The sequence below is a fragment of the Streptomyces sp. NPDC088817 genome (genome assembly GCF_044750345.1).
Classification (GTDB): Bacteria; Actinomycetota; Actinomycetes; order Streptomycetales; family Streptomycetaceae; genus Streptomyces.
The window spans coordinates 626,468-646,948 of record NZ_JBIVJN010000001.1 but is presented as its reverse complement, the minus strand read 5'-3'; the positions used below and the strand labels follow the sequence as shown (position 1 = coordinate 646,948).

Below are 20,481 nucleotides of genomic sequence, written 5' to 3'. Positions count from 1 at the left end.
CAAAAGCCTAGGCCTGGGGATCTCCGTCGGCCAGACGCCCCAGGATCAGTGCGATCCGCAGGGTGAAGGCGGATCGTACATCGGAGGGTGACCAACCGGTGACGTCAGTCACACGTCGGAGCCGGTAGCGCACGGTGTTCGGGTGAACGAAGAGCATCCTGGCCGCGCCTTCCAGGCTGCTCGCCTGCTCCAGATAGACGCTGAGCGTTTCGAGCAGCGCGGAGCCTGCCTCCTCCAGCGGTCTGTAGATCTCCTCTACCAACTGCTCCCGCGCGCCCGGGTCGCCGGCGATGGCGCGCTCCGGCAGGAGATCGTCCGCCAGGACCGGCCGCGGCGCGTCCTGCCAGGCCGAGCAGGCCTTCAGCCCGGCCGCGGCGGCCTGCGCGGACCGGGTCGCGGCGAGCAGATCGGGCACGACGGGCCCGGCGACGACGGGGCCGGGCGCATACGGTCCGATCAGCGACTTGGCCACCGCCAGCGGGTTGTCGCTGCCGCCCGCGATCACGACCAGCCGGTCCCCGAGGACGCCGGTGAGCACCTGGAGCTTGGCGTGCCGGGCGGCCCGCCGGATGGCCTCCACGGTCAGCTCGGAGTCCCCGTCGGGCGCGGTCCCGAGCACCACGCACACGTGTTCGGGGGAGTTCCAGCCCAGGGCGGCGGCCCGCGACACGGCCCCTTCGTCGGCCTCCCCGCTGAGCACCGCGTTGACGACCAGGGACTCCAGCCGGGCGTCCCAGGCACCGCGTGCCTCGGCGGCCTGGGCGTAGACCTGGGCGGTGGCGAAGGCGATCTCACGGGCGTAGACGAGCAGCGCCTCCCGGAGCGCGGACTCGTCGCCCGGCGCCGCCACCTCGTCGATGGCCGACTCCATGACCTCGATCGTGGTGCGCACCATCTCCACGGTCTGCCGCAGCGTGATCGCCCGTGTCAGCTCGCGCGGCGCGGTCCCGAACACGTCGGTGGAGATCGCCTGGGGCGCGTCCGGGTGCCGGAACCACTCGGTGAAGGCGGCGATGCCCGCCTGGGCGACCAGCCCGATCCAGGAACGGTTCTCCGGGGGCATCGCCCGGTACCACGGCAGCGTCTCGTCCATCCGCGCGATCGCCTGCGCGGCCAGCGACCCGGAGGACTTCTCCAGTCTTTTCAGGGTCGCGGCATGGGGATGGAGGGGGCGGGCTGCGGCATCGGCCTGGCGGGTTTCGGGTTCGGGCACGGGGACAAGACTGCCTCATCCGGACGTGCGTGCGTGCCGCCGGGTCTGGCCTGGGCTGCCGGGGTTCCTCAGGGCCGGGAGTTACGGTGGTCCGCGTGACGACGGAAGTACGCCGCGCGGCAGAGCGCTACGAGGGCGGCGAGCCGGCCGCCGGAATCACCTCCCGGCACGCCTTCTCCTTCGGCCCGCACTACGACCCGGACAACCTCCGCTTCGGCGCGATGATCGCCTGCAACGAGGAACACCTCGCACCCGGCGCCGGTTTCGACGAGCACCGGCACAGTCACACCGAGATCGTCACCTGGGTCGTCGAGGGCGAGCTGACCCACCGCGACTCCACGGGCCGCGAGACGGTGGTCCGCCCCGGCGACGTTCAGCGGCTGAGCTCGGCGGGCGGCGTCCACCACGTGGAACGCAACGCCGGCCCCGCCCCCCTGACCTTCGTCCAGACCTGGCTGGCCCCCCTGGAGCCCGGCGGCACCCCCTGCTACGAACTCGTCCACGGCATCGCCGACTCCACCCCGTACGCCGTCCCGGAGGCCGGCACGATGCTCCACGTCCGCCGCCTGACGGCGGGGGAGCGGACGGCGGTACCGGACGCGGCGTACGTGTACGTCCACGTCGTACGCGGCGAAGTGCGCCTGGGAGCCGAAACGTTGGGCCCAGGGGACGCGGCCCGCATCACGTCGGCCAGGGACGCCGAGGCGGTCGCCCTGACGGCCGCGGAGCTGCTGATGTGGGAGATGGCGGCCGACTGACCCGGTGAACGCAGGCGACGCCCCCCTCAGGCGGCGCGCAGTTCGGACAGGACCCCGTCCGTGAACGGGGGCCAGGCATCGATGGCCCAGGGGCCGAAGGGGCGGTCCGTCAGGGCGACGCAGGCCGCGCCCGCGGCCGGGTCGGTCCACAGGAACGTGCCGGACTGGCCGAAGTGGCCGAAGGTGCGGGGGGAGGAGGAAGTGCCCGTCCAGTGGGGGGACTTGGAGTCGCGGATCTCGAAGCCGAGGCCCCAGTCGTTGGGGTTCTGGTGGCCGTAGCCCGGCAGGACGCCCTTGGTGCCGGGGTACTGGACCGTCATCGCCTCGGCTACCGTCCGCGGGTCCAGCAGGCGCGGGGCCTGGAGTTCGGCGGCGAAGAGGAGCAGGTCGTCGACCGTGGAGACCGCGTCCTTGGCGGGGGAGCCGTCCAGGGTCGTCCGTGTCATGCCGAGCGGGGCCAGGACCGCCTGGCGCAGGTACTCCGCGAACGGAATGTCCGTGGCCTTCGCCACATGGTCACCGAGCTGCTCGAAGCCCGCGTTGGAGTACAGCCGCCGCTCGCCGGGCGGGGCCATCACCCGGTGTTCGTCGAAGGCCAGCCCCGAGGTGTGGGCGAGCAGATGGCGGACGGTCGCGCCGGGCGGACCCGCCGGCTCGTCCAGCTCGATCGCGCCCTCCTCGTAGGCGACGAGCACCGCGTAGGCCGCCAGCGGCTTGGTGACCGAGGCCAGCGGGAAGGGCCGCGCGGTCGGGCCGTGGGTGCCAAGGACCGTGCCGTCCGCGCGGACCACGCCCGCCGCCGCGGTGGGGACCGGCCAGTTCTCGATCGACGCCAGGGAGTTCAACGACATGACGTCGAGCCTAAGCGCTCAGAGCCACAGCTCCAGCAACGGGTCGGGCTTGGGCCGGAAGCCCAGGGAGGTGTACAGCGGCGCCCCCTCGGTGGACGTGGTGAGCTGCACCCGGCCTGCCCCGCGCTCACGGAACCAGTCCAGCAGCGTCTCCATGCACGCGCGCGCGTACCCGCGGCGCCGGGTGTCCGGATCCGTCGCGACGCTGAAGACGTAGCCGACCGTGCCCCCGGGGTGGCCCGCCCGGCCGATCCGGTAGTCGAGCGTGCCCGCCACCAGCGCGGCCAGCGCCCCCGGTCGTTCCGGATGGTCCACCACGTACGCCGCGAAGTCCCCGTCCGGGTCGGCCAGCCTCGCCCGCAGGACGGGCAGGGACTCCGCGTGCCAGTCGGTGGAAGGATCGGTGCCGTGGACCGAGTCGATCATCACCTGGCGCAGGCGCAGCACTTCCGCCGCGTCCTCGGGCTCGGCACGTCGTACGAGACTCATGTCCGGCACGCTAACGGCCCCGCCCGTCCCGCGTCGTGCGTATTTCCCGCCCCGATGCCGGGTCCGGCTTGCTTGGAGCGCACTCGAAGGTCATAGCGTTGAGGCCATGACGGTGACGCAGACAACGGCCGTGACCATCGAGAACACCGAGGAAGCCCCCACCGGCGCCGACCTCTGCTCCGCCCCGCCCCGGCGGCACCCGCGCCCCGACGGGCAGGACGGCTACACGATCAGCGAGGTCGTCGCCCTCACCGGGCTGACGGCCCACACCCTGCGCTGGTACGAGCGGATCGGCCTGATGCCCCACGTCGACCGCTCGCACACCGGCCAGCGCCGGTACACCAACGGCGACCTCGACTGGCTCGACCTGGTCGGCAAGCTCCGGCTGACCGGGATGCCGGTCGCCGACATGGTCCGGTACGCGGAGCTGGTGCGCGAGGGCGAGAGCACCTACGGCGAGCGGTACGCGCTGCTGGAGGCGACCCGCCGGGACGTCCTGACCCGGATCGCCGAACTCCGCGACACGCTCGCGGTACTGGACCGCAAGATCAGCTTCTACGCGGACGCCGGACGACACTGACCAGCGACCGCGACCCCAGAACCCGCACGCCCCTGAGAAGCGGAGAGAACGCGATGACCGAGAGCAGGATCCCGACCGTACGGCTGGGTGAGGAGGGACCGGAGGTCGGCGTACAGGGCCTCGGATGCATGGGCATGAGCTTCGCCTACGGCCCCACGGACGCGGAGGAGTCCCGCGCCGCCCTGGAACGCGCCCTGGAACTGGGCGTGACCCTCTACGACACGGCCGACGCCTACGGGCGGGGCGAGAACGAGCGGTTCCTCGCGCCCTTCCTCAAGGCGTACCGGGACGAGGTCGTGATCGCCACCAAGTTCGCCCTGTCGATCCCGCCGGACGAGCCGAACCGGCGGATCATCCGCAACGACCCGCCGTACATCCGGCAGGCCGTCGAGGCGAGCCTGCGGCGCCTGGACGTCGACGTGATCGACCTCTACTACATGCACCGCCGCGACGTGAACGTTCCGATCGAGGAGAGCGTCGGCACCATGGCCGACCTGGTGCGCGAGGGCAAGGTGAAGCACCTGGGCCTGAGCGAGGTCACGGCCGACGAACTGCGGGCCGCGCGGGCCGTGCACCCGATCGCCGCCGTGCAGTCGGAGTGGTCGCTGTTCAGCCGCGACATCGAGACGCACGTGGTGCCCGCGGCGCGCGACCTCGGCGTGGCGCTGGTGCCGTACTCGCCGCTCGGCCGGGGCTTTCTGACCGGCGGGTTCGTCGACGCCGAGAAGGATCTGACCAGCGACGACCTCCGCCACGCCATGCCCCGCTTCCAGGGGGAGAACGCGGTGGCCAACGCCGCCCTGCTGGAGCCGGTCCGCACGGTCGCCGAGGCCCACGGAGCCTCGCTCGCGCAGATCGCGCTGGCCTGGGTGCAGCAGCAGTCGTCCGTGCACGGCCTCCCGGTCGTCCAGATCCCCGGCACCCGCAGGGCGAGCCGGGTGGAGGAGAACGCGGCGGCGACCCGGATCGTCCTGACGGACGAGGAAATGGCTTTGCTCGACCCGATCGCCGCGAAGGTGTCGGGGCCGCGGTACGCCGACATGTCGTTCACGTCGCGAGGCCGGGAGCAGCAGTAGCCCCGCGGCTCGGCCGAGCCGTGACTCCTACAGCTCGGAGAGGAGTTCCGCCTTCTTCAGCGAGAACTCCTCGTCGGTGACCAGCCCCGCCTGATGCAGCTCCCCGAGGTGGCGAATCCGTTCCGCGATGTCGGCGGGGTCGCGGTGCGGGGCCGGCACCGGTACCGGCGTCGGCGGGCCCGCCTCCCGCACCGCCGCCAGGACGGCCGCGGCGAACGGCAGTGACTCGTGCACCGGCCCGTACCCGAGCCCGAACACCACCGAGGCCGGGTCCTGGTCCGGCTGGGGCGGCGGCGCGGCGGTGCCTGGATCGCGCGGCAGCAGCCGCAGATGCCCCTCGAAGGCCTCGGGCGAGCGCCACTCCACGCCGCCCATGTCGGCGACGGGGAAACTCTGGTCTCCCGCCTTCCACTTGGCCGAGGAAGCTCCCGTCCAGGACCACCGGAACCGCACCGTCGTGCCGTCGAAGGACGCCTTCCCGTCGTACGCCTTGAACTGGAGCGGGGCCGCCGGTGGCGCCACCAGGTGGCGGTCGGCCGGTCCGTTCTCGAAGATGCGGGCCCGCAGTTCCTCGGCGCAGCGCTCGGCCGGCGTCTCCTGTTCGGCGGGCAGCACCAGGCGGTAGGGGTCGCAGCTCTCCTTGAGCTGCCCGTCGGCCGCGTCCATCAGCGGGTCGGCGCCCGGTCTGGGCTCGGCGCGCAGGACCACGGTGCCGCGGCGGCCCGCGCCGACCGTCACGCCCGCGAGCGCCGCCAGCGGGATCCGGCGGGCACCGAGGGCCTGGAAGAGCTTGGGTGTTCGAATCCCCCGTTCGTATCGGATGAGCACGGAATCGGACTCGAATTCCCAGGCAGCATGAAATCCGGCCAGTACATCACCCATGCGGCTCATCGTAGGGGGCTGGGGCTCCTTCGTCCCTCCCCGGGCGGACCGCAGTTCCTGCTGTCTCTACGCGCGTCCGGCCGGTGTCGCGCCGGACAGATTCGCCCGGCACCCGTCGTCGTCATGTGCACACCGCACCGACCCGTACGCGCCGACCCCGATCTCGGCGAAGTTGGCCAGGCTGTCGGTGCCCGGCTCGAAGTATCCGGCGTGGCCCTTGGCACCCTGTGCCGAGAGAACCCGTGCCCCGAACGCCGGGGAGACCGGGTCGGCGCCGTGGCCGAGGCCGCCGAGTTCGAGGTAGGGCACGTCCTGGATCCAGTCGGTGGCGTCCCGCATCGCCCACACCCGGGCGGAGGTGTGCAGGCGGGAGGCGTTCTGCACGCGCATGCCCGGGCTCGCGGCCACCGCTATGTCGGAGACCCGCCGCGGCAGGGCACGCGCGGCCACGCCGCACACCACCGACCCGTAGCTGTGGCAGAACAGGGAGACGGAGGAGTCGCCGGGCAGCCCCCGGAGCAGCTTGTTCAGCCGCACCGCGCCCTCTTCGGCGCGCATCGCCGTGGCCGCGTCCACACCGAGGCCGCTGGGCGCGGTGTAGTCGGCCCAGGCGATCACGGCCGTACGGGTCGAGGGGGCCGCGCCGCGCTCCGCCGCATACAGCGACTTCGCCATGCCGTACGGCGCCGAGTACGGGCGGTAGGTCTTCCGGAAGGTGATCAGGTCGGTGTCGACGCCGGGGACGACGACGGAGACCCGCTCGGCCCGGCGCAGATCGCCGAAGACCTCGGCGACGCGGCCCGAGCCCTCGGGATCGAAGGCCAGGATCTGCCGGTCCTTCGCCATCAGCGAGGTGTAGCGCTGCATGCGGCGGCCCGCGTCCTGCTGCCCGGCCGGTGAGAGCCGGCTGTCGTGCGTGCGGGCCAGCTCGGTTCTGCGCGCCTCGCGCAGCGCGATGCGGTTGGCCTGGTAGCGCAGCCGCACCGGGGCGCCGTCCATGTTGCCGACCGCGAGCGGATAGCGGTGGGCGAGCCGGCCGCGGTCCTGCGCGCCCAGCGAGTCGAAGAAGCGCCGCAGCAGAGCGGGGGAGGCGTCCGCGTCCGGCAGCCGGTGTCCGTGCAGGTGGCCGCGGTCCCAGGCGGTCAGCGACGCCTGGAGGGCGGTGGTCCCGCGATGGCCGCGCACCGCGGTCCAGCCGGTGGTGGCCAGCATCACGAAGACCACGGCCAGCGCGAGCAGTGCGCGCCAGACGTTGAGTTGTGGGGAGGTGTCGAAGGAAGTCACTGGAAGGACACACTAGGAGAACGGGACGGTCTCGCGTTAACCGAGTGACAGGTATCACGTTTCGAGCGGTGTGACGGTCACCTCAGCCGGTGAGCGTGTCCAAGGACCGGCGGACGTAAGGCAGTTCAAGATCGGTGGAATGTTCCGGCTCAAGGCCGTTGGCTCGTACGCCAGTTCCCGGTGAGCGCGGGTCCCACCTGATCGAGGTAGGCGGCGGTGAGTTCGCGCATGGCCTCCGCGCCGGCGTCCTCGCGCGTGCTCCACTGGCGGCTCGTCACCCGCATCACCGCGCCGAACACGGCCACCGCCAGCCGCGGCCGCGGGTCGGCGTCCACGTCGAGGCCCTCGCGCTCGGCGAGCAGCCGGGCGATCTGCTCCTCGGTCTCCGCCGAGCGCCGCAGATGCTCGGCGAGCAGGGCCGGCGTCGACTCGATCGCCCGGAACATGCGCAGGTACAGCTCCACGGGCACGACGCTCCCCACGGCGTCGCTGATCGTGTCCCAGCCCTCCAGCAGACCGCGGCGCAGCGCCTCCAGCGGAGCCTCCCCGGGCGGGCGGGCGCGCAGCGAGTCGATGAAGTGCGCCTCCACCATCTCCTGCACGGCGAAGGCGGCCTCCTCCTTGTTCGGGAAGTAGCGGAAGAAGGTGCGCTGGGAGACGTCGACGGCCTCGGCGATCTCGTCGACCGTCGTCCGTTCGTACCCCTGGGTGGTGAACAGTTCCAGCGCCGCCCGCAGCAGTGCGTCGCGGGTGCGCCGCTTCTTGCGTTCGCGCAGTCCCGGCCGTGCCGCCGTCCGTGACAGCGTCCGTGACGCCGTCCCGGCGGTCCCCGCCGTCTCCATGGACCTCTCCGGACCTCTTTCCCGCACCCGCACCGTTTCCCGAACACGAACCGTTTCCCCTGATCAGACTATAGGGGAGCGACACGTCAGTTACCGACTTGTGAATTGGTTTGTCGTTTGTCAGTGGCTGTCATTAGCCTCGAACGTATGACTAGTCAGACCACCATCGACACGACGGGGCCGGGGGACGGCGCCTCGGCGGGCCCGTCGGACCCCACGCCCGCCAAGGGGCTGCGCGGGCACCCGTGGGTCACCCTGATCACCGTCGCCGTAGGGGTCATGATGGTGGCCCTCGACGGCACCATCGTGGCCATCGCCAACCCCGTGATCGGCAGGGAGCTGCACGCGACCCTCGCCGATGTGCAGTGGATCACCAACGCCTACTTCCTCGCCCTCGCGGTCTCCCTGATCACCGCGGGCAAGCTCGGTGACCGCTTCGGGCACCGGCAGACCTTCCTCATCGGTGTGACCGGCTTCGCCGCTGCCTCGGGCGCCATCGGCCTGTCGGACACCATCGCCATGGTCATCACCTTCCGGGTCTTCCAGGGTCTGTTCGGCGCGCTGCTGATGCCGGCCGCGCTCGGCCTGCTCCGGGCCACCTTCCCGGCCGAGAAGCTCAACATGGCCATCGGCATCTGGGGCATGGTCATCGGTGCCTCCACCGCGGGCGGCCCGATCCTCGGCGGTGTGCTCGTCGAGCACGTCAACTGGCAGTCGGTGTTCTTCATCAACGTGCCCGTCGGCGCCCTCGCCCTGGTCCTGGGCCTGCTGATCCTGCTCGACCACCGCGCCGAGAACGCGCCGCGCTCCTTCGACATCCTCGGCATCGTCCTGCTCTCCGGAGCGATGTTCTGCCTGGTGTGGGCCCTGATCAAGGCTCCGGCCTGGGGCTGGGGCAACGGCACGACGTGGGCGTTCATCGCTGTCTCCGTGCTCGGCTTCGCCGCCTTCGCCTTCTGGGAGACGAGGGTGAAGGAGCCGCTGATCCCGCTGGCGCTGTTCCGCTCGGTGCCGCTGTCCGCGGGCGTGGTGCTCATGGTGCTGATGGCCATCGCGTTCATGGGCGGCCTGTTCTTCGTCACCTTCTACCTCCAGAACGTGCACGGCATGAGCCCCATCGAGGCGGGCACGCACCTCCTCCCGCTCACCGGCATGATGATCGTCGGCTCCCCGCTCGCGGGCTTCATGATCACCAAGGTGGGCCCGCGCGTCCCGCTGGCGGGCGGCATGGCCGCCACCGCGCTCGCCATGTACGGCATGTCCACGCTGGAGACGGGCACGAGCGGCCTCACCATGTCGCTCTGGTTCGCCCTGTTGGGCCTCGGCCTCGCTCCGGTGATGGTCGGCGCCACCGAGGTCATCGTCGGCAACGCGCCTCTGGAGCTGTCCGGTGTGGCCGGCGGCCTGCAGCAGTCCGCCATGCAGATCGGCGGCAGCCTCGGCACGGCCGTGCTGGGCGCGGTGATGGCCTCCAAGGTCAACAGCGATCTGGCCGGCAACTGGAAGGACGCGGGGCTCCCGCCGCTCACCCCGGCCCAGCTGGGCCAGGCCTCCGAGGCGGTCCAGTTCGGCGCGGCGCCGGTGCCGGAGGGAACGCCCGAGGAGATCGCCACGAAGATCACCTCCGTCGCGCACGAGACGTTCATCTCCGGGATGAGCCTCGCCTCCCTCGTGGCCGCCGGGATCGCGGCCGTGGCCGTCCTGGTGGCGCTGCTCACCAAGCGCGGGGAGAACGCGGAGGCGGGCGCGGGCGTCGGCCACATCTGACCGCGCGTCAAGCCCCATGGGCTTCAGTGGCCGGAACCGGGGTACCCGCACCTACGAAACCCAGAGGAACTCCAACTCGACAGACAGTCAAGGGAGTTGATGATGGCGGGCTTCGGAGGCGGAACGCGCGGGTACCCCCGTTCACGCGGCCGGACGTGGCAGCGGAGCGGGCCGGACCGCGCGACACTCGGGATCATCGGGACCATCTGCGCGGTCGCCGGTTTCTTCGCGCTGGGGATCATCCTCGGCCCGGCGGCGGTCGTCTGCGGCCGGCTCGCGATGGGCCGCACCTGGGCGGGCGACCGCTCGCTCCCGGCCCTGGTCGCCGTGGTCCTGGGCGCCATCGACACCCTCCTGGCCGTCGTCTGGCTGGCCGGAGCGGCAATGCCGGGCAACGGCCTGTTCTGACACCGGACAGGAGGGCGGCGGACCGACGGTCCGCCGCCCTCCTGCGGCTCCGGTCACAGCATCAGGCGTCGCCGCCCGCCGTGCCCGGGTCGGCCGCCGTCACCTCCAGGATCCGGTAGCGGTCCAGGGCCTGCTTCAGCACCGACCGGTCGACCCTGCCCTCACGGGCCAGCTCCGTCAGCACCGCCAGCACGATGGACTGGGCGTCGATGTGGAAGAACCGCCGCGCCGCCCCACGGGTGTCGGCGAAGCCGAAGCCGTCGGCACCCAGCGACTGGTACGTGCCCGGCACCCACCGCGCGATCTGGTCGGGCACCGACCGCATCCAGTCGGAGACGGCCACGAACGGCCCCTCGGCCGCGCTCAGCCTCCGCGTCACCCACGGCACCCGCTGCTCCTCCTCCGGGTGCAGCAGGTTGTACTCCTCGCACGCCACGGCCTCGCGCCGCAGCTCGTTCCAGGAGGTCGCCGACCAGACGCCGGCCCGGACGTTCCACTCCTCGGCGAGGATCCGCTGCGCCTCAAGGGCCCACGGGACCGCCACGCCCGACGCCATGATCTGCGCCGGGATGTCGCCCGCCGTGCCCTCGCCGAGCCGGTGCAGGCCCTTGAGGATGCCCTCGGCGTCCACGTCCGCCGGCTCGGCCGGCTGCTGGATCGGCTCGTTGTAGACGGTGAGGTAGTAGAAGACGTCCTCGCCGTGCGGATGCCGCTCGTCGCCGCCGTACATGCGGCGCAGTCCGTCCTGCACGATGTGCGCGATCTCGTACCCGTAGGCCGGGTCGTAGGCCACGCACGCCGGGTTGGTGGAGGCCAGCAGCTGGGAGTGCCCGTCGGCGTGCTGGAGCCCCTCACCGGTCAGGGTCGTACGGCCCGCGGTCGCGCCCAGGACGAAACCGCGCGCCAACTGGTCGGCCATCTGCCAGAACTGGTCGCCGGTGCGCTGGAAACCGAACATCGAGTAGAAGACGTACACCGGGATCAGTGGCTCGCCGTGGGTGGCGTAGGCCGAGCCCGCCGCGATCAGCGAGGCCGTGCAGCCCGCCTCGGAGATGCCGTCGTGCAGCATCTGCCCGGTCGGCGACTCCTTGTAGGCGAGCAGCAGGTCGCGGTCGACGGACTCGTACTGCTGGCCGAGCGGGTTGTAGATCTTCGCGCTCGGGAAGAAGGAGTCCATGCCGAACGTGCGGTACTCGTCCGGCGCGATCAGTACGAACCGCCTGCCGATCTCCTTGTCCCGCATGAGGTCCTTCAGCAGCCGGACGAAGGCCATGGTGGTCGCGATGGACTGCTGGCCCGAGCCCTTCTTCACGGACGCGTACGTCCGCTCCCCGGGCAGGTGGAGCGGCTTGGAGCGCACGATCCGGGTCGGCACGTAGCCGCCGCAGCTCTTGCGGCGGTCGTGCATGTACTGGATCTCCTCGGTGTTCCGGCCCGGGTAGTAGTACGGCGGCGGGCCGGACTCCAGCTCCCGGTCGGAGATCGGCAGGTGCAGCCGGTCGCGGAAGTGCTTGAGGTCGTCGACCGTCAGCTTCTTCATCTGGTGGGTGGCGTTGCGGCCCTCGAAGTTCGGGCCGAGCGTCCAGCCCTTGACCGTCTTGGCCAGGATGACCGTCGGCTGCCCCTTGTGCTCCAGGGCCGCCTTGTACGCCGCGTAGATCTTGCGGTGGTCGTGGCCGCCGCGGCCCAGGTGCAGGATCTGCTGGTCGGTCATGTTCTCGACCATCTTGCGCAGCCGGTGGTCGTCGCCGAAGAAGTGCCGGCGGATGTAGGCGCCGGACTCGGTGGCGTAGGTCTGGAACTGGCCGTCCGGCGTGGTGTTCATCCTGTTGACCAGCACGCCGTCGCGGTCCTGGGCCAGCAGCGGGTCCCAGGTGCGGTCCCAGATCAGCTTGATCACGTTCCAGCCGGCGCCGCGGAAGACCGACTCCAGCTCCTGGATGATCTTGCCGTTGCCGCGCACCGGGCCGTCCAGGCGCTGGAGGTTGCAGTTGACCACGAAGGTCAGGTTGTCCAGGCCCTCGCGGGCGGCGATCGACAGTTGGCCGAGCGACTCCGGCTCGTCCATCTCGCCGTCGCCGAGGAACGCCCACACGTGCGAGTCGGAGGTGTCCGCGATCCCGCGCGCGTGCATGTAGCGGTTCATCCGGGCCTGGAAGATCGCGCCGATCGGGCCGAGGCCCATGGAGACCGTCGGGAACTCCCAGAAGTCCGGCATCGAGCGCGGGTGCGGATAGCTGGACAGCCCGTACGGCGCCTTGGACTTCTCCTGGCGGAAGCCGTCCAGGTGCTCCTCGGAGAGCCGGTCCAGCAGGTACGCGCGCGCGTAGATGCCCGGTGAGGCGTGCCCCTGGAAGAAGACCTGGTCGCCGCCCCTCCCTCCCCCACTCTCGGCTCCGCTCGAGCGGGAGGTGCCCCCATCCTTGCCGCGGAAGAAGTGGTTGAAGCCGACGTCGTAGAGGGAGGCGGAGGAGGCGAAGGTGGCGATGTGGCCGCCGACGCCGATGCCCGGCCGCTGGGCGCGGGAGACCATCACCGCGGCGTTCCAGCGCGTGGCGTTGAGGATCCTGCGCTCGATCTCCTCGTTGCCCGGGAAGAAGGGCTCGCTCTTGGTGGGGATCGTGTTGACGTAGTCCGTGCTGCGCATCTCGGGCACGGCCACGCGCTTCTCGCGGGCGCGCTCGATCAGCCGGAGCATGAGGTAGCGGGCCCGCTCACGGCCCCGCTCGTCGACCGCGGCGTCGAGCGAGTCGAGCCACTCCTGGGTCTCCTCGGGATCGAAGTCAGGAACCTGACTCGGGAGGCCGCCAATGATGATCGGGTTTCGATCGGATCCGGAAGCCACGCTGTTCCTTACCTGTCAGAGGGCTGACATGTCTGGGGCGAATCTGGGTTCGTTCTGCTGGTTTCCTGTGTTCCTGTAGGTTTGTCTGACTGTGCCTGCACCGCTCCCCATCGTGTACCTCGCGCGAGCCGCACGTCATCTCTACCGCGGGGTAATACCGGCTCTCTCCGGCATCCCCTGCCCGGACGTGCGCTCCCGAACACGCGAACCGGACAGAACGGTGTGGTGTGTGTCGCCGCTGATCGCGATACCGTGTCAGGAGTTGCGGCGACACAGCCGGGATCGTCACCGTTTCGGCGGTCTGAACCGCCGGGTACTTGCGCGATCCGGCCCGCCCGTGTGGACTACGGCCAATGCTTCGCGCACGCGCGTGGCTGAAGACCTAAATCGCAACATCATCAGGAGGCAAACCGTGAGCGCGACCGCGGACCACGCGGAGGAGCGGACCAACCCGGCCGCCAGGCTGGGATTCCAGCCCGGGCAGGTGGTCCAGGAGATCGGCTACGACGACGACGTAGACCGGGACCTCCGCGAGGCCATCGAGGAAGCGATCGGCAGCGAACTCGTGGACGAGGACTACGACGACGTGGCCGACGCCGTGGTGCTGTGGTTCCGCGACGACGACGGCGACCTGACGGATGTGCTGGTGGACGCCACCACGTACATCGAGGAGGGTGGCGCGATCCTGCTCCTCACGCCGAAGACGGGCCGTGCCGGTTACGTGGAGCCGAGTGACATCTCGGAAGCCGCGACCACGGCGGGTCTGTCGGCGAGCAAGGGCGTCAGCGTCGGCAAGGACTGGAGCGGCAGCCGGCTCGCGACGCCCAAGGCGGCCAAGTCCAAGAAGTAGCCGCACCTCGTCCCCGGATCGACGGACGGGCCGACTCGAGTCGGCCCGTCCGTCGGCCTGCGGTGATCACTGCGTAGGGTGGCATCACCCGAACAGGCCCACCGAAGGGAAGCAGGACGATGGCGATCCAGGCCGGCGACAAGGCACCCGACTTCGAGCTCAAGGACAACCACGGCCGGACCGTGCGGCTGTCCGACTTCCGCGGCGAGAAGAACGTGGTGCTGCTCTTCTACCCGTTCGCCTTCACCGGAGTGTGCACCGGCGAGCTGTGCGCCCTGCGCGACAACCTGCCGAAGTTCGTCAACGACGACACCCAGCTGCTCGCCGTCTCCAACGACTCCATCCCCACCCTGCGCGTCTTCGGCGAGCAGGAGGGCCTGGAGTACCCGCTGCTGAGCGATTTCTGGCCGCACGGCAACACTTCGCGCGCCTACGGCGTCTTCGACGAGGACAAGGGCTGCGCGGTGCGCGGCACCTTCATCATCGACAAGGAGGGCGTCGTGCGCTGGACGGTCGTCAACGGCCTGCCGGACGCCCGCGACCTGAACGACTACGTGAAGGCGCTCGACACCCTGTGACCCGGCGACCCCGACACCGGTGATTCTTCGGCTCCAGGGCCTGCGTGGCGCGGGAACCCGTCACTAGGATCGAGTCGTTGATCCCATATCCGATGCACGACGGGGCTCCCTGCCCCAGGACACCAATGGAGGACTCGTGGGAGTCAGCCTCAGCAAGGGCGGCAACGTATCGCTGACGAAGGAGGCCCCGGGCCTGACCGCGGTCCTCGTCGGCCTGGGCTGGGACGCCCGCACCACGACCGGCAGCGACTTCGACCTCGACGCCAGCGCGCTGCTGCTGAACAACTCCGGCAAGGTGGTCAGCGACCAGCACTTCGTCTTCTTCAACAACCTCAAGAGCCCCGACGGCTCGGTGGAGCACACCGGTGACAACCTCACCGGCGAGGGCGAGGGCGACGACGAGACGATCAAGGTCAACCTGGCCGGCGTCCCGGCCGACGTCGACAAGATCGTCTTCCCGGTCTCGATCTACGACGCCGAGAACCGCCAGCAGTCCTTCGGCCAGGTGCGCAACGCGTACATCCGCGTGGTGAACCAGGCCGGCGGCCAGGAGATCGCGCGGTACGACCTCAGCGAGGACGCCTCGACCGAGACGGCCATGGTCTTCGGCGAGCTGTACCGGCACGGCGCCGAGTGGAAGTTCCGCGCCATCGGCCAGGGCTACGCCTCGGGCCTGCGCGGCATCGCGCAGGACTTCGGCGTGAACGTCTGAGCCGGGTCCGCACGGCTCGACCAGACCCGACCCGTCCGGCGCCGCGCGTTTCAGCGCGGCGCCGGACGCGCAGGACAACCAGACAGGCACCACCTCGGGGAGGACCAGCATCATGGGCGTCACGCTCGCCAAGGGAGGCAACGTCTCCCTCTCGAAGGCCGCACCGAACCTGACCAACGTCATGGTCGGACTCGGCTGGGAGGAGCGCTCCACCACCGGAGCCCCCTTCGACCTCGACGCCAGCGCGCTGCTGTGCACGGGCGCCAACCGGGTGCTGGGCGACGAGTGGTTCGTGTTCTACAACCAGCTCACGAGCCCGGACGGCTCGGTCGAGCACACCGGCGACAACCTCACCGGTGAGGGCGAGGGCGACGACGAGACGATCCTGGTGGACCTCACCCGAGTGCCCTCGCAGTGCGAGAAGATCGTCTTCCCGGTCTCCATCCACATGGCCGACGAGCGCGGCCAGACGTTCGGGCAGGTCTCGGACGCCTACATCCGCGTGCTCAACCAGGCCGACGGCACGGAACTCGCCCGCTACGACCTGAGCGAGGACGCGAGCACGGAAACCGCGATGATCTTCGGCGAGCTCTACCGCTACCGGGGCGAATGGAAGTTCCGCGCGGTGGGCCAGGGGTACGCGTCGGGGCTGCGCGGAATCGCTCTAGACTTCGGGGTCAACGTTTCGTAAAGCCAAGTGCGGCGCGGGGGAGACCCGTACCGGATACGGATTGGGTAGCCAGTGCTCCTGAAAACCTTCGGCTGGTCGTTCGGGGTAACCGCGGTCGGCCTGGCCGCGGCGGTCTTGTACGGGGGGTGGACCGCCTTCGGGATCGTGGCGATCCTGTCGATCCTCGAGATCTCGCTGTCCTTCGACAACGCGGTGGTCAACGCCGGAATCCTGAAGAAGATGAACGCCTTCTGGCAGAAGATCTTCCTCACGGTCGGCGTGCTCATCGCGGTCTTCGGCATGCGGCTGGTCTTCCCCGTCGTCATCGTCGCCGTCAGCGCCAAGATGGGCCCCGTCGAGGCCGTCGACCTCGCGCTCAACAACAAGGACCACTACCAGCAGCTGGTCACGGACGCCCACCCCGCGATCGCCGCGTTCGGTGGCATGTTCCTGCTGATGATCTTCCTCGACTTCATCTTCGAGGACCGGGACATCAAGTGGCTGGGCTGGATCGAGCGGCCGCTCGCCAAGCTCGGCAGCATCGACATGCTGTCGGTCTGCATCGCCCTGGCCGTGCTGCTCATCACCTCCTTCACCTTCGCCACCCACGCCCACCAGCACGGCGGCGCGCACGTCGACAAGGCGCAGACGGTACTGATCGCCGGCATCGCCGGTCTGATCACCTACATGGTCGTCGGCGGGCTCTCCGGCTACTTCGAGGACAAGCTCGAGGAGGACGAGGAACGCGAGCACGAGGAGGAGGAAGAGGCCGAGCGCACCGGCAGGAAGCGCTCCGCCGTCGTGCTGGCCGGCAAGGCCGCGTTCTTCATGTTCCTCTACCTCGAGGTGCTCGACGCGTCCTTCTCCTTCGACGGCGTGATCGGCGCCTTCGCCATCACCAACGACATCGTCCTGATGGCCCTCGGCCTCGGCATCGGCGCCATGTACGTCCGTTCCCTCACGGTCTACCTGGTCCGCCAGGGCACCCTCGACGACTACGTCTACCTGGAGCACGGCGCGCACTACGCGATCGGCGCGCTGGCCGTGATCCTCATGGTCACCATCCAGTACCAGATCAACGAGGTGATCACCGGCCTGGTCGGCGTGGTCCTCATCGCCTGGTCCTTCTGGTCCTCGGTGCGCCGCAACCGCGCCCTGGCGGCGGCCGGGGGAAACGCGTCGGGCTCGGACGAGGAGACTGAGGTTTCGGCGCAGGTGTGACGGACCTGGGGGGCAACTGCTCGCCAAGGGCGTGCTCAAGGTCTGCTTAGCTCGATCGTGTGATGGTCGGCTCGCGGGCTTGCGTTGCCCTGAGCTGATCGGAGTAGCGTGATCAACGCAGTCTGGGATGCCTGGGCACGGCATCGGCGTGCGGGGCCCCCTTGCCACCGGAGTGATGGTCTGGGGCCTCCCCGTCGCCTCCGGCCGTGCCCTACCGCCCAGGTTGTGCAGGGAACCGGACTCCCGGGATCGGACCACGCACGGGATGCGTGTCGCCGTCCTCGGGGACGAGTATGCCGGGGACCAGTACGCCCACAACCGTTCGGGGCGCGCGGCTGAGCACGCGCAACTCATGCTCAGTCTCCAGGAACGGTGTGACAGCCCTCCGAGTGAGGAAGGCTTCTGCGCGGGGCGGCCGACGCGGACGACGGCGATCGAGCCAGGTTCTCGGGGCCGCCCCATGGCGTATGTGGGTACATACGTGTGTGCGGGGCCGGTGTGCGGTGAACTTGGGGGCGGAAAGGGACATGGGCTTCTTCGACGGTCTGCTGGGAGGACGCGCGGCCGAATTCGACTCGGGCAGCGCCTCGTCCAACGCGATCGAACTGACCAAACGGCACCATCATGTGTCGCTGACCAAGCAGGGCGCGGCCACCGGCCATCTGCGCGTCAACCTGACCTGGCGGATGCGCACCTCCGACCTCGGCGGTCCGGCCCGGGAGAGCCTGCTGCGGCACCCGCTCAGGGCGCTCAAGCCGGCGCCGGTGATCGGGCACAGCCAGAGCATGGTCAACGTCGACCTCGACCTCGGCTGCATGTACGAGCTGTCCGACGGCACCAAGGGCGTCGTACAGCCCCTCGGCGGCTTCCTCGGCGACGTGAACGCGCCGCCGTACGTCAAGCTCAGCGGCGACGACCGGTTCGGGTCCGGGTCCGGCGAGACCATGTACATCAACCTCGACCACCGGGACGAGATCAAACGGCTCCTGGTCTTCGTCTACATCTACGACCAGACACCCGCCTTCGACCGCACCCACGCGATCGTCACGATGTACCCGAGCAACGGCCCCCGCATCGAGATCGGCCTCGACGAACGCCACCCGCAGGCACGCTCGTGCGCCGTGGTCCTGATCGAGAACGTCAAGGACGAACTGATCGTCCGCCGCGAGGTCAAGTTCGTCTACGGCTTCCAGTCGGAACTGGACCGCCTGTACGGCTGGGGCCTTCAGTGGGGCCGTGGCTACAAGTCCAAGGCCGACCGGTAGCGCACCCCGCCGAGGGCCGGCCTACTGCCCGATGAACTGCGGCCCCTGCGGCGGCAGCCGGAAGTCCGGGTCGGGCGCGGCCGCCACCGGCGGGGGATACCCGTACCCCGACGGGGCCGTGGCCGCCGGCGGCTGCTGCGGGTAGCCGTACGCGGGCTGCGGATAGCCGTAGGCCGGCTGCGGATATCCGTACGCCGGCTGAGCCGCCGCGGGCACCGGCGCGGGCTGCTCCGGCGGCAGCGGCTGCGCGGCCGGAGCCGCGCCCTGCGCCTCCTCCGACTCGTCCACCGAGATGCCGAAGTCGGTGGCGAGGCCCTTCAGACCGTTGGAGTAGCCCTCGCCGAGCGCGCGGAACTTCCAGCCCTCGCCCCGCCGGTACAGCTCACCGCAGATCAGCGCGGTCTCCTGGCCGGTCTCCGGCGTGATGTCGAAGTAGGCCAGCGGCTCCTCACCGGCGGCCGCCGCGTCGTACACCAGGATGCGCAGCCCCTGTACGGCGTCGAAGGCGACACCGTCCGCCGAGGCGACCAGCAGGATCCGGCCCACCTCGGGATCGAGCCCGGCGAGATCCGCCTGGACCGTGTCCGCCAGACCGTCCGCGATCCGCTTCTTGCCCAGCCGCCAGACCGTCCCGGACGGATGCCGCGGCTGGTTGTAGAAGACGAAGTCCTCGTCGGAGCGCACACGGCCGCCGGGCCCCAGAAGCAGCGCCGAGGCGTCGACGTCCGGGACCCCCTGCCCGGCCGTCCAGCGCACCACGGCCCGTACCGTGGCGGCGTCCAGCGGGACGTTCGACCCCTTCAGCATCGCGTGCGTCATGCCGTCATCCTGCCTTCTCCGTCCTGATCACGACAACGCGGGGCGTCGACACGGCGGGGTTACCTGAAATTCATGCCCAGCGGGAACCTCGGACATGGATTCGTACGTACTATTACCGGCCACCTTTTGACAGTCTTCGCAGGCCGCTCGATGCGCCACGGGGGGAGTTCCATGCGTCATTTCGGGCATCTCGCCACCGAGTTGCGCCAGCACCTGTTCCACCGGGAGCCGTGCGAGTTCACCGCCGACTCCCCGGCCCGGACCCTCTCCGCGGCCCTCGGTGCCACGCTGTACAGCCCGGCCACCCGGCCGCGGCTCGCCGCCGACGTCGTCAAGCAGGCGGCCCGCGGCGTGGTCTCGATGGTGCTGTGCCTGGAGGACTCGATCGACGACGCCGAGGTGGAGGACGGTGAGGAGAACCTGGTCCGGCAGTTCGCCGAACTGGCCTCGCTGCCGCGGACACCCGGCTCCGTGGAGCTCCCGCTGCTGTTCATCCGGGTGCGCACCCCCCAGCAGATACCCGACCTGGTGCGGCGCCTCGGACCCACGGTGCGGCTGCTGTCCGGGTTCGTGCTGCCGAAGTTCACCGGGGAACGGGGCATTCCGTTCCTGGAGGCGGTGGAGGCCGCCGAGACGGAGAGCGGACGGCGGCTGTTCGCCATGCCGGTCCTCGAATCACCCGAGCTGCTCTACCGCGAGTCGCGGGTGGAGACCCTGGAGGGGATCTTCCGCGCGGTCGACAAGCACCGCGACCGGGTGCTCGCGCTGCGCCTCGGCGTGACGGACTTCTGCTCCTCTTACGGGCTGCGCAGGGCCCCCGACATGACGGCCTACGACCTCCAGGTCGTCGCCTCCGTGATCGCCGACGTGGTGAACATGCTGGGACGCGCCGACGGCACCGGGTTCACGGTGACCGGGCCGGTGTGGGAGTACTTCCGGGTGCAGGAGCGCATGTTCAAGCCACAGTTGCGGCAGAGCCCCTTCATGGAGGTGCAGGCCGTCGAGCTGCGCGCGAAGCTGATCGAGCACGCGATGGACGGGCTGCTGCGGGAGATCTCCCTGGACCAGGCCAACGGACTGCTCGGCAAGACCTGCATCCACCCCTCCCACGTCCTGCCCGTGCACGCGCTGTCCGTGGTCAGCCACGAGGAGTTCAGCGACGCGGCGGACATCCTGCGGCCCGAGCGGGGCGGCGGGGGCGTGCTGAGGTCGGCGTACACGAACAAGATGAACGAGGTGAAGCCGCACCGCGCGTGGGCCGAGCGGACCCTGCTGCGCGCCGAGGTCTTCGGCGTGGCGCGGGAGGACGTCGGCTTCGTGGAGCTGCTGGCTGCCGCGGTCTCGGACTGACCGCACCGCACCACCGCCGAG

At 70.3% G+C, this 20,481-nt stretch carries 20 protein-coding genes; 12 read left to right on the top strand and 8 right to left on the bottom strand.

What is annotated here, in order from left to right; genetic code table 11:
- Positions 1-7 precede the first annotated feature (7 nt).
- Positions 8-1,213: a fatty acid biosynthesis transcriptional regulator FasR gene (fasR, locus tag ACIP4X_RS03000; protein ID WP_358729498.1), complete on the bottom strand. Its 1,206-nt coding sequence runs from the start codon at positions 1,211-1,213 to the stop codon at positions 8-10.
- Positions 1,214-1,308: 95 nt separating this feature from the next.
- Here fasR and ACIP4X_RS02995 point away from each other — a divergent pair, with 95 nt between their 5' ends.
- Positions 1,309-1,971, top strand: coding sequence for a pirin family protein (locus ACIP4X_RS02995; protein ID WP_358729499.1), 663 nt, complete (start codon positions 1,309-1,311; stop codon positions 1,969-1,971).
- A gap of 26 nt (positions 1,972-1,997) precedes the next feature.
- Here the strand turns inward: ACIP4X_RS02995 and ACIP4X_RS02990 are convergent, their stop codons facing one another.
- Together ACIP4X_RS02990 and ACIP4X_RS02985 are read right to left on the bottom strand one after the other, a co-directional pair.
- Positions 1,998-2,822 carry a serine hydrolase gene (locus tag ACIP4X_RS02990; RefSeq protein ID WP_391453202.1) on the bottom strand — a complete coding sequence of 275 codons (825 nt, stop codon included), beginning with the start codon at positions 2,820-2,822 and terminating at the stop codon, positions 1,998-2,000.
- Between the two features lie 18 nt (positions 2,823-2,840).
- Entirely contained in the window at positions 2,841-3,311 is a 471-nt protein-coding gene (locus tag ACIP4X_RS02985) for a GNAT family N-acetyltransferase (RefSeq protein WP_358729501.1), read from the bottom strand.
- 106 nt (positions 3,312-3,417) lie between these two features.
- On the opposite strand from ACIP4X_RS02985, the gene ACIP4X_RS02980 reads away from it, so the two are divergent.
- Together ACIP4X_RS02980 and ACIP4X_RS02975 are read left to right on the top strand one after the other, a co-directional pair.
- The gene (locus tag ACIP4X_RS02980) at positions 3,418-3,891 is read left to right on the top strand and encodes a MerR family transcriptional regulator (RefSeq protein ID WP_391453204.1); all 474 of its coding nucleotides are present in this window, start codon (positions 3,418-3,420) and stop codon (positions 3,889-3,891) included.
- A gap of 53 nt (positions 3,892-3,944) precedes the next feature.
- Positions 3,945-4,967 (top strand): aldo/keto reductase, encoded by a 1,023-nt coding sequence (locus tag ACIP4X_RS02975; RefSeq protein WP_391453206.1) that lies wholly within the window; start codon positions 3,945-3,947, stop codon positions 4,965-4,967.
- 27 nt (positions 4,968-4,994) lie between these two features.
- Here ACIP4X_RS02975 and ACIP4X_RS02970 read toward each other — a convergent pair whose 3' ends face one another.
- From ACIP4X_RS02970 to ACIP4X_RS02960, 3 genes are all read right to left on the bottom strand, one after another.
- Positions 4,995-5,849, bottom strand: coding sequence for a DUF4429 domain-containing protein (locus ACIP4X_RS02970; RefSeq protein WP_358729504.1), 855 nt, complete (start codon positions 5,847-5,849; stop codon positions 4,995-4,997).
- 66 nt (positions 5,850-5,915) lie between these two features.
- Positions 5,916-7,133, bottom strand: coding sequence for an alpha/beta hydrolase (locus ACIP4X_RS02965; protein WP_358729505.1), 1,218 nt, complete (start codon positions 7,131-7,133; stop codon positions 5,916-5,918).
- 149 nt (positions 7,134-7,282) lie between these two features.
- Positions 7,283-7,975: a TetR family transcriptional regulator gene (locus tag ACIP4X_RS02960; protein ID WP_358729506.1), complete on the bottom strand. Its 693-nt coding sequence runs from the start codon at positions 7,973-7,975 to the stop codon at positions 7,283-7,285.
- 147 nt (positions 7,976-8,122) lie between these two features.
- Between ACIP4X_RS02960 and ACIP4X_RS02955 the strand changes: the two genes are divergently transcribed.
- On the top strand, positions 8,123-9,742 hold the full coding sequence (locus ACIP4X_RS02955; protein ID WP_358729507.1) for an MFS transporter: 1,620 nt from the start codon (positions 8,123-8,125) through the stop codon (positions 9,740-9,742).
- Positions 9,743-9,841: 99 nt separating this feature from the next.
- Positions 9,842-10,150, top strand: a complete 309-nt coding sequence (locus ACIP4X_RS02950) for a small hydrophobic protein (RefSeq protein ID WP_358729508.1) — start codon at positions 9,842-9,844, stop codon at positions 10,148-10,150.
- 61 nt (positions 10,151-10,211) lie between these two features.
- Here ACIP4X_RS02950 and aceE read toward each other — a convergent pair whose 3' ends face one another.
- Positions 10,212-12,995, bottom strand: a complete 2,784-nt coding sequence (gene aceE, locus ACIP4X_RS02945; RefSeq protein WP_401346339.1) for a pyruvate dehydrogenase (acetyl-transferring), homodimeric type — start codon at positions 12,993-12,995, stop codon at positions 10,212-10,214.
- A 412-nt stretch (positions 12,996-13,407) separates the two neighbouring features.
- On the opposite strand from aceE, the gene ACIP4X_RS02940 reads away from it, so the two are divergent.
- From ACIP4X_RS02940 to ACIP4X_RS02915, 6 genes are all read left to right on the top strand, one after another.
- Positions 13,408-13,845 carry a DUF3052 domain-containing protein gene (locus ACIP4X_RS02940; RefSeq protein WP_358729510.1) on the top strand — a complete coding sequence of 146 codons (438 nt, stop codon included), beginning with the start codon at positions 13,408-13,410 and terminating at the stop codon, positions 13,843-13,845.
- A 119-nt stretch (positions 13,846-13,964) separates the two neighbouring features.
- Positions 13,965-14,423 carry a peroxiredoxin gene (locus ACIP4X_RS02935; RefSeq protein ID WP_358729511.1) on the top strand — a complete coding sequence of 153 codons (459 nt, stop codon included), beginning with the start codon at positions 13,965-13,967 and terminating at the stop codon, positions 14,421-14,423.
- Positions 14,424-14,559: 136 nt separating this feature from the next.
- Complete coding sequence (locus ACIP4X_RS02930) at positions 14,560-15,135, top strand: TerD family protein (RefSeq protein ID WP_100567001.1); 576 nt, start codon at positions 14,560-14,562, stop codon at positions 15,133-15,135.
- Between the two features lie 112 nt (positions 15,136-15,247).
- The gene (locus ACIP4X_RS02925) at positions 15,248-15,826 is read left to right on the top strand and encodes a TerD family protein (RefSeq protein ID WP_100567002.1); all 579 of its coding nucleotides are present in this window, start codon (positions 15,248-15,250) and stop codon (positions 15,824-15,826) included.
- Between the two features lie 51 nt (positions 15,827-15,877).
- Positions 15,878-17,026, top strand: a complete 1,149-nt coding sequence (locus ACIP4X_RS02920) for a DUF475 domain-containing protein (RefSeq protein WP_358729512.1) — start codon at positions 15,878-15,880, stop codon at positions 17,024-17,026.
- Positions 17,027-17,553: 527 nt separating this feature from the next.
- The gene (locus ACIP4X_RS02915) at positions 17,554-18,291 is read left to right on the top strand and encodes a Tellurium resistance (RefSeq protein ID WP_358729513.1); all 738 of its coding nucleotides are present in this window, start codon (positions 17,554-17,556) and stop codon (positions 18,289-18,291) included.
- Positions 18,292-18,312: 21 nt separating this feature from the next.
- Here ACIP4X_RS02915 and ACIP4X_RS02910 read toward each other — a convergent pair whose 3' ends face one another.
- A complete protein-coding gene (locus tag ACIP4X_RS02910; RefSeq protein WP_391453213.1) occupies positions 18,313-19,110 on the bottom strand; it encodes a TerD family protein in 798 nt (265 codons plus the stop codon).
- A gap of 171 nt (positions 19,111-19,281) precedes the next feature.
- Here ACIP4X_RS02910 and ACIP4X_RS02905 point away from each other — a divergent pair, with 171 nt between their 5' ends.
- The gene (locus ACIP4X_RS02905; RefSeq protein ID WP_391453215.1) at positions 19,282-20,460 is read left to right on the top strand and encodes an HpcH/HpaI aldolase/citrate lyase family protein; all 1,179 of its coding nucleotides are present in this window, start codon (positions 19,282-19,284) and stop codon (positions 20,458-20,460) included.
- Positions 20,461-20,481 lie beyond the last annotated feature (21 nt).

Coding starts and splice junctions, on each gene's coding strand:
- ACIP4X_RS02935 (WP_358729511.1), top strand. CDS start 13,965: ATGGCGATCCAGGCCGGCGACAAGGCACCCGACTTCGAGCTCAAGGAC.
- ACIP4X_RS02910 (WP_391453213.1), bottom strand. CDS start 19,110: ATGACGCACGCGATGCTGAAGGGGTCGAACGTCCCGCTGGACGCCGCC.
- ACIP4X_RS02915 (WP_358729513.1), top strand. CDS start 17,554: ATGGGCTTCTTCGACGGTCTGCTGGGAGGACGCGCGGCCGAATTCGAC.
- ACIP4X_RS02975 (WP_391453206.1), top strand. CDS start 3,945: ATGACCGAGAGCAGGATCCCGACCGTACGGCTGGGTGAGGAGGGACCG.
- ACIP4X_RS02925 (WP_100567002.1), top strand. CDS start 15,248: ATGGGCGTCACGCTCGCCAAGGGAGGCAACGTCTCCCTCTCGAAGGCC.
- ACIP4X_RS02990 (WP_391453202.1), bottom strand. CDS start 2,822: ATGTCGTTGAACTCCCTGGCGTCGATCGAGAACTGGCCGGTCCCCACC.
- ACIP4X_RS02970 (WP_358729504.1), bottom strand. CDS start 5,849: ATGGGTGATGTACTGGCCGGATTTCATGCTGCCTGGGAATTCGAGTCC.
- ACIP4X_RS02955 (WP_358729507.1), top strand. CDS start 8,123: ATGACTAGTCAGACCACCATCGACACGACGGGGCCGGGGGACGGCGCC.
- ACIP4X_RS02905 (WP_391453215.1), top strand. CDS start 19,282: ATGCGTCATTTCGGGCATCTCGCCACCGAGTTGCGCCAGCACCTGTTC.
- ACIP4X_RS02985 (WP_358729501.1), bottom strand. CDS start 3,311: ATGAGTCTCGTACGACGTGCCGAGCCCGAGGACGCGGCGGAAGTGCTG.
- ACIP4X_RS02980 (WP_391453204.1), top strand. CDS start 3,418: ATGACGGTGACGCAGACAACGGCCGTGACCATCGAGAACACCGAGGAA.
- ACIP4X_RS02950 (WP_358729508.1), top strand. CDS start 9,842: ATGATGGCGGGCTTCGGAGGCGGAACGCGCGGGTACCCCCGTTCACGC.
- ACIP4X_RS02960 (WP_358729506.1), bottom strand. CDS start 7,975: ATGGAGACGGCGGGGACCGCCGGGACGGCGTCACGGACGCTGTCACGG.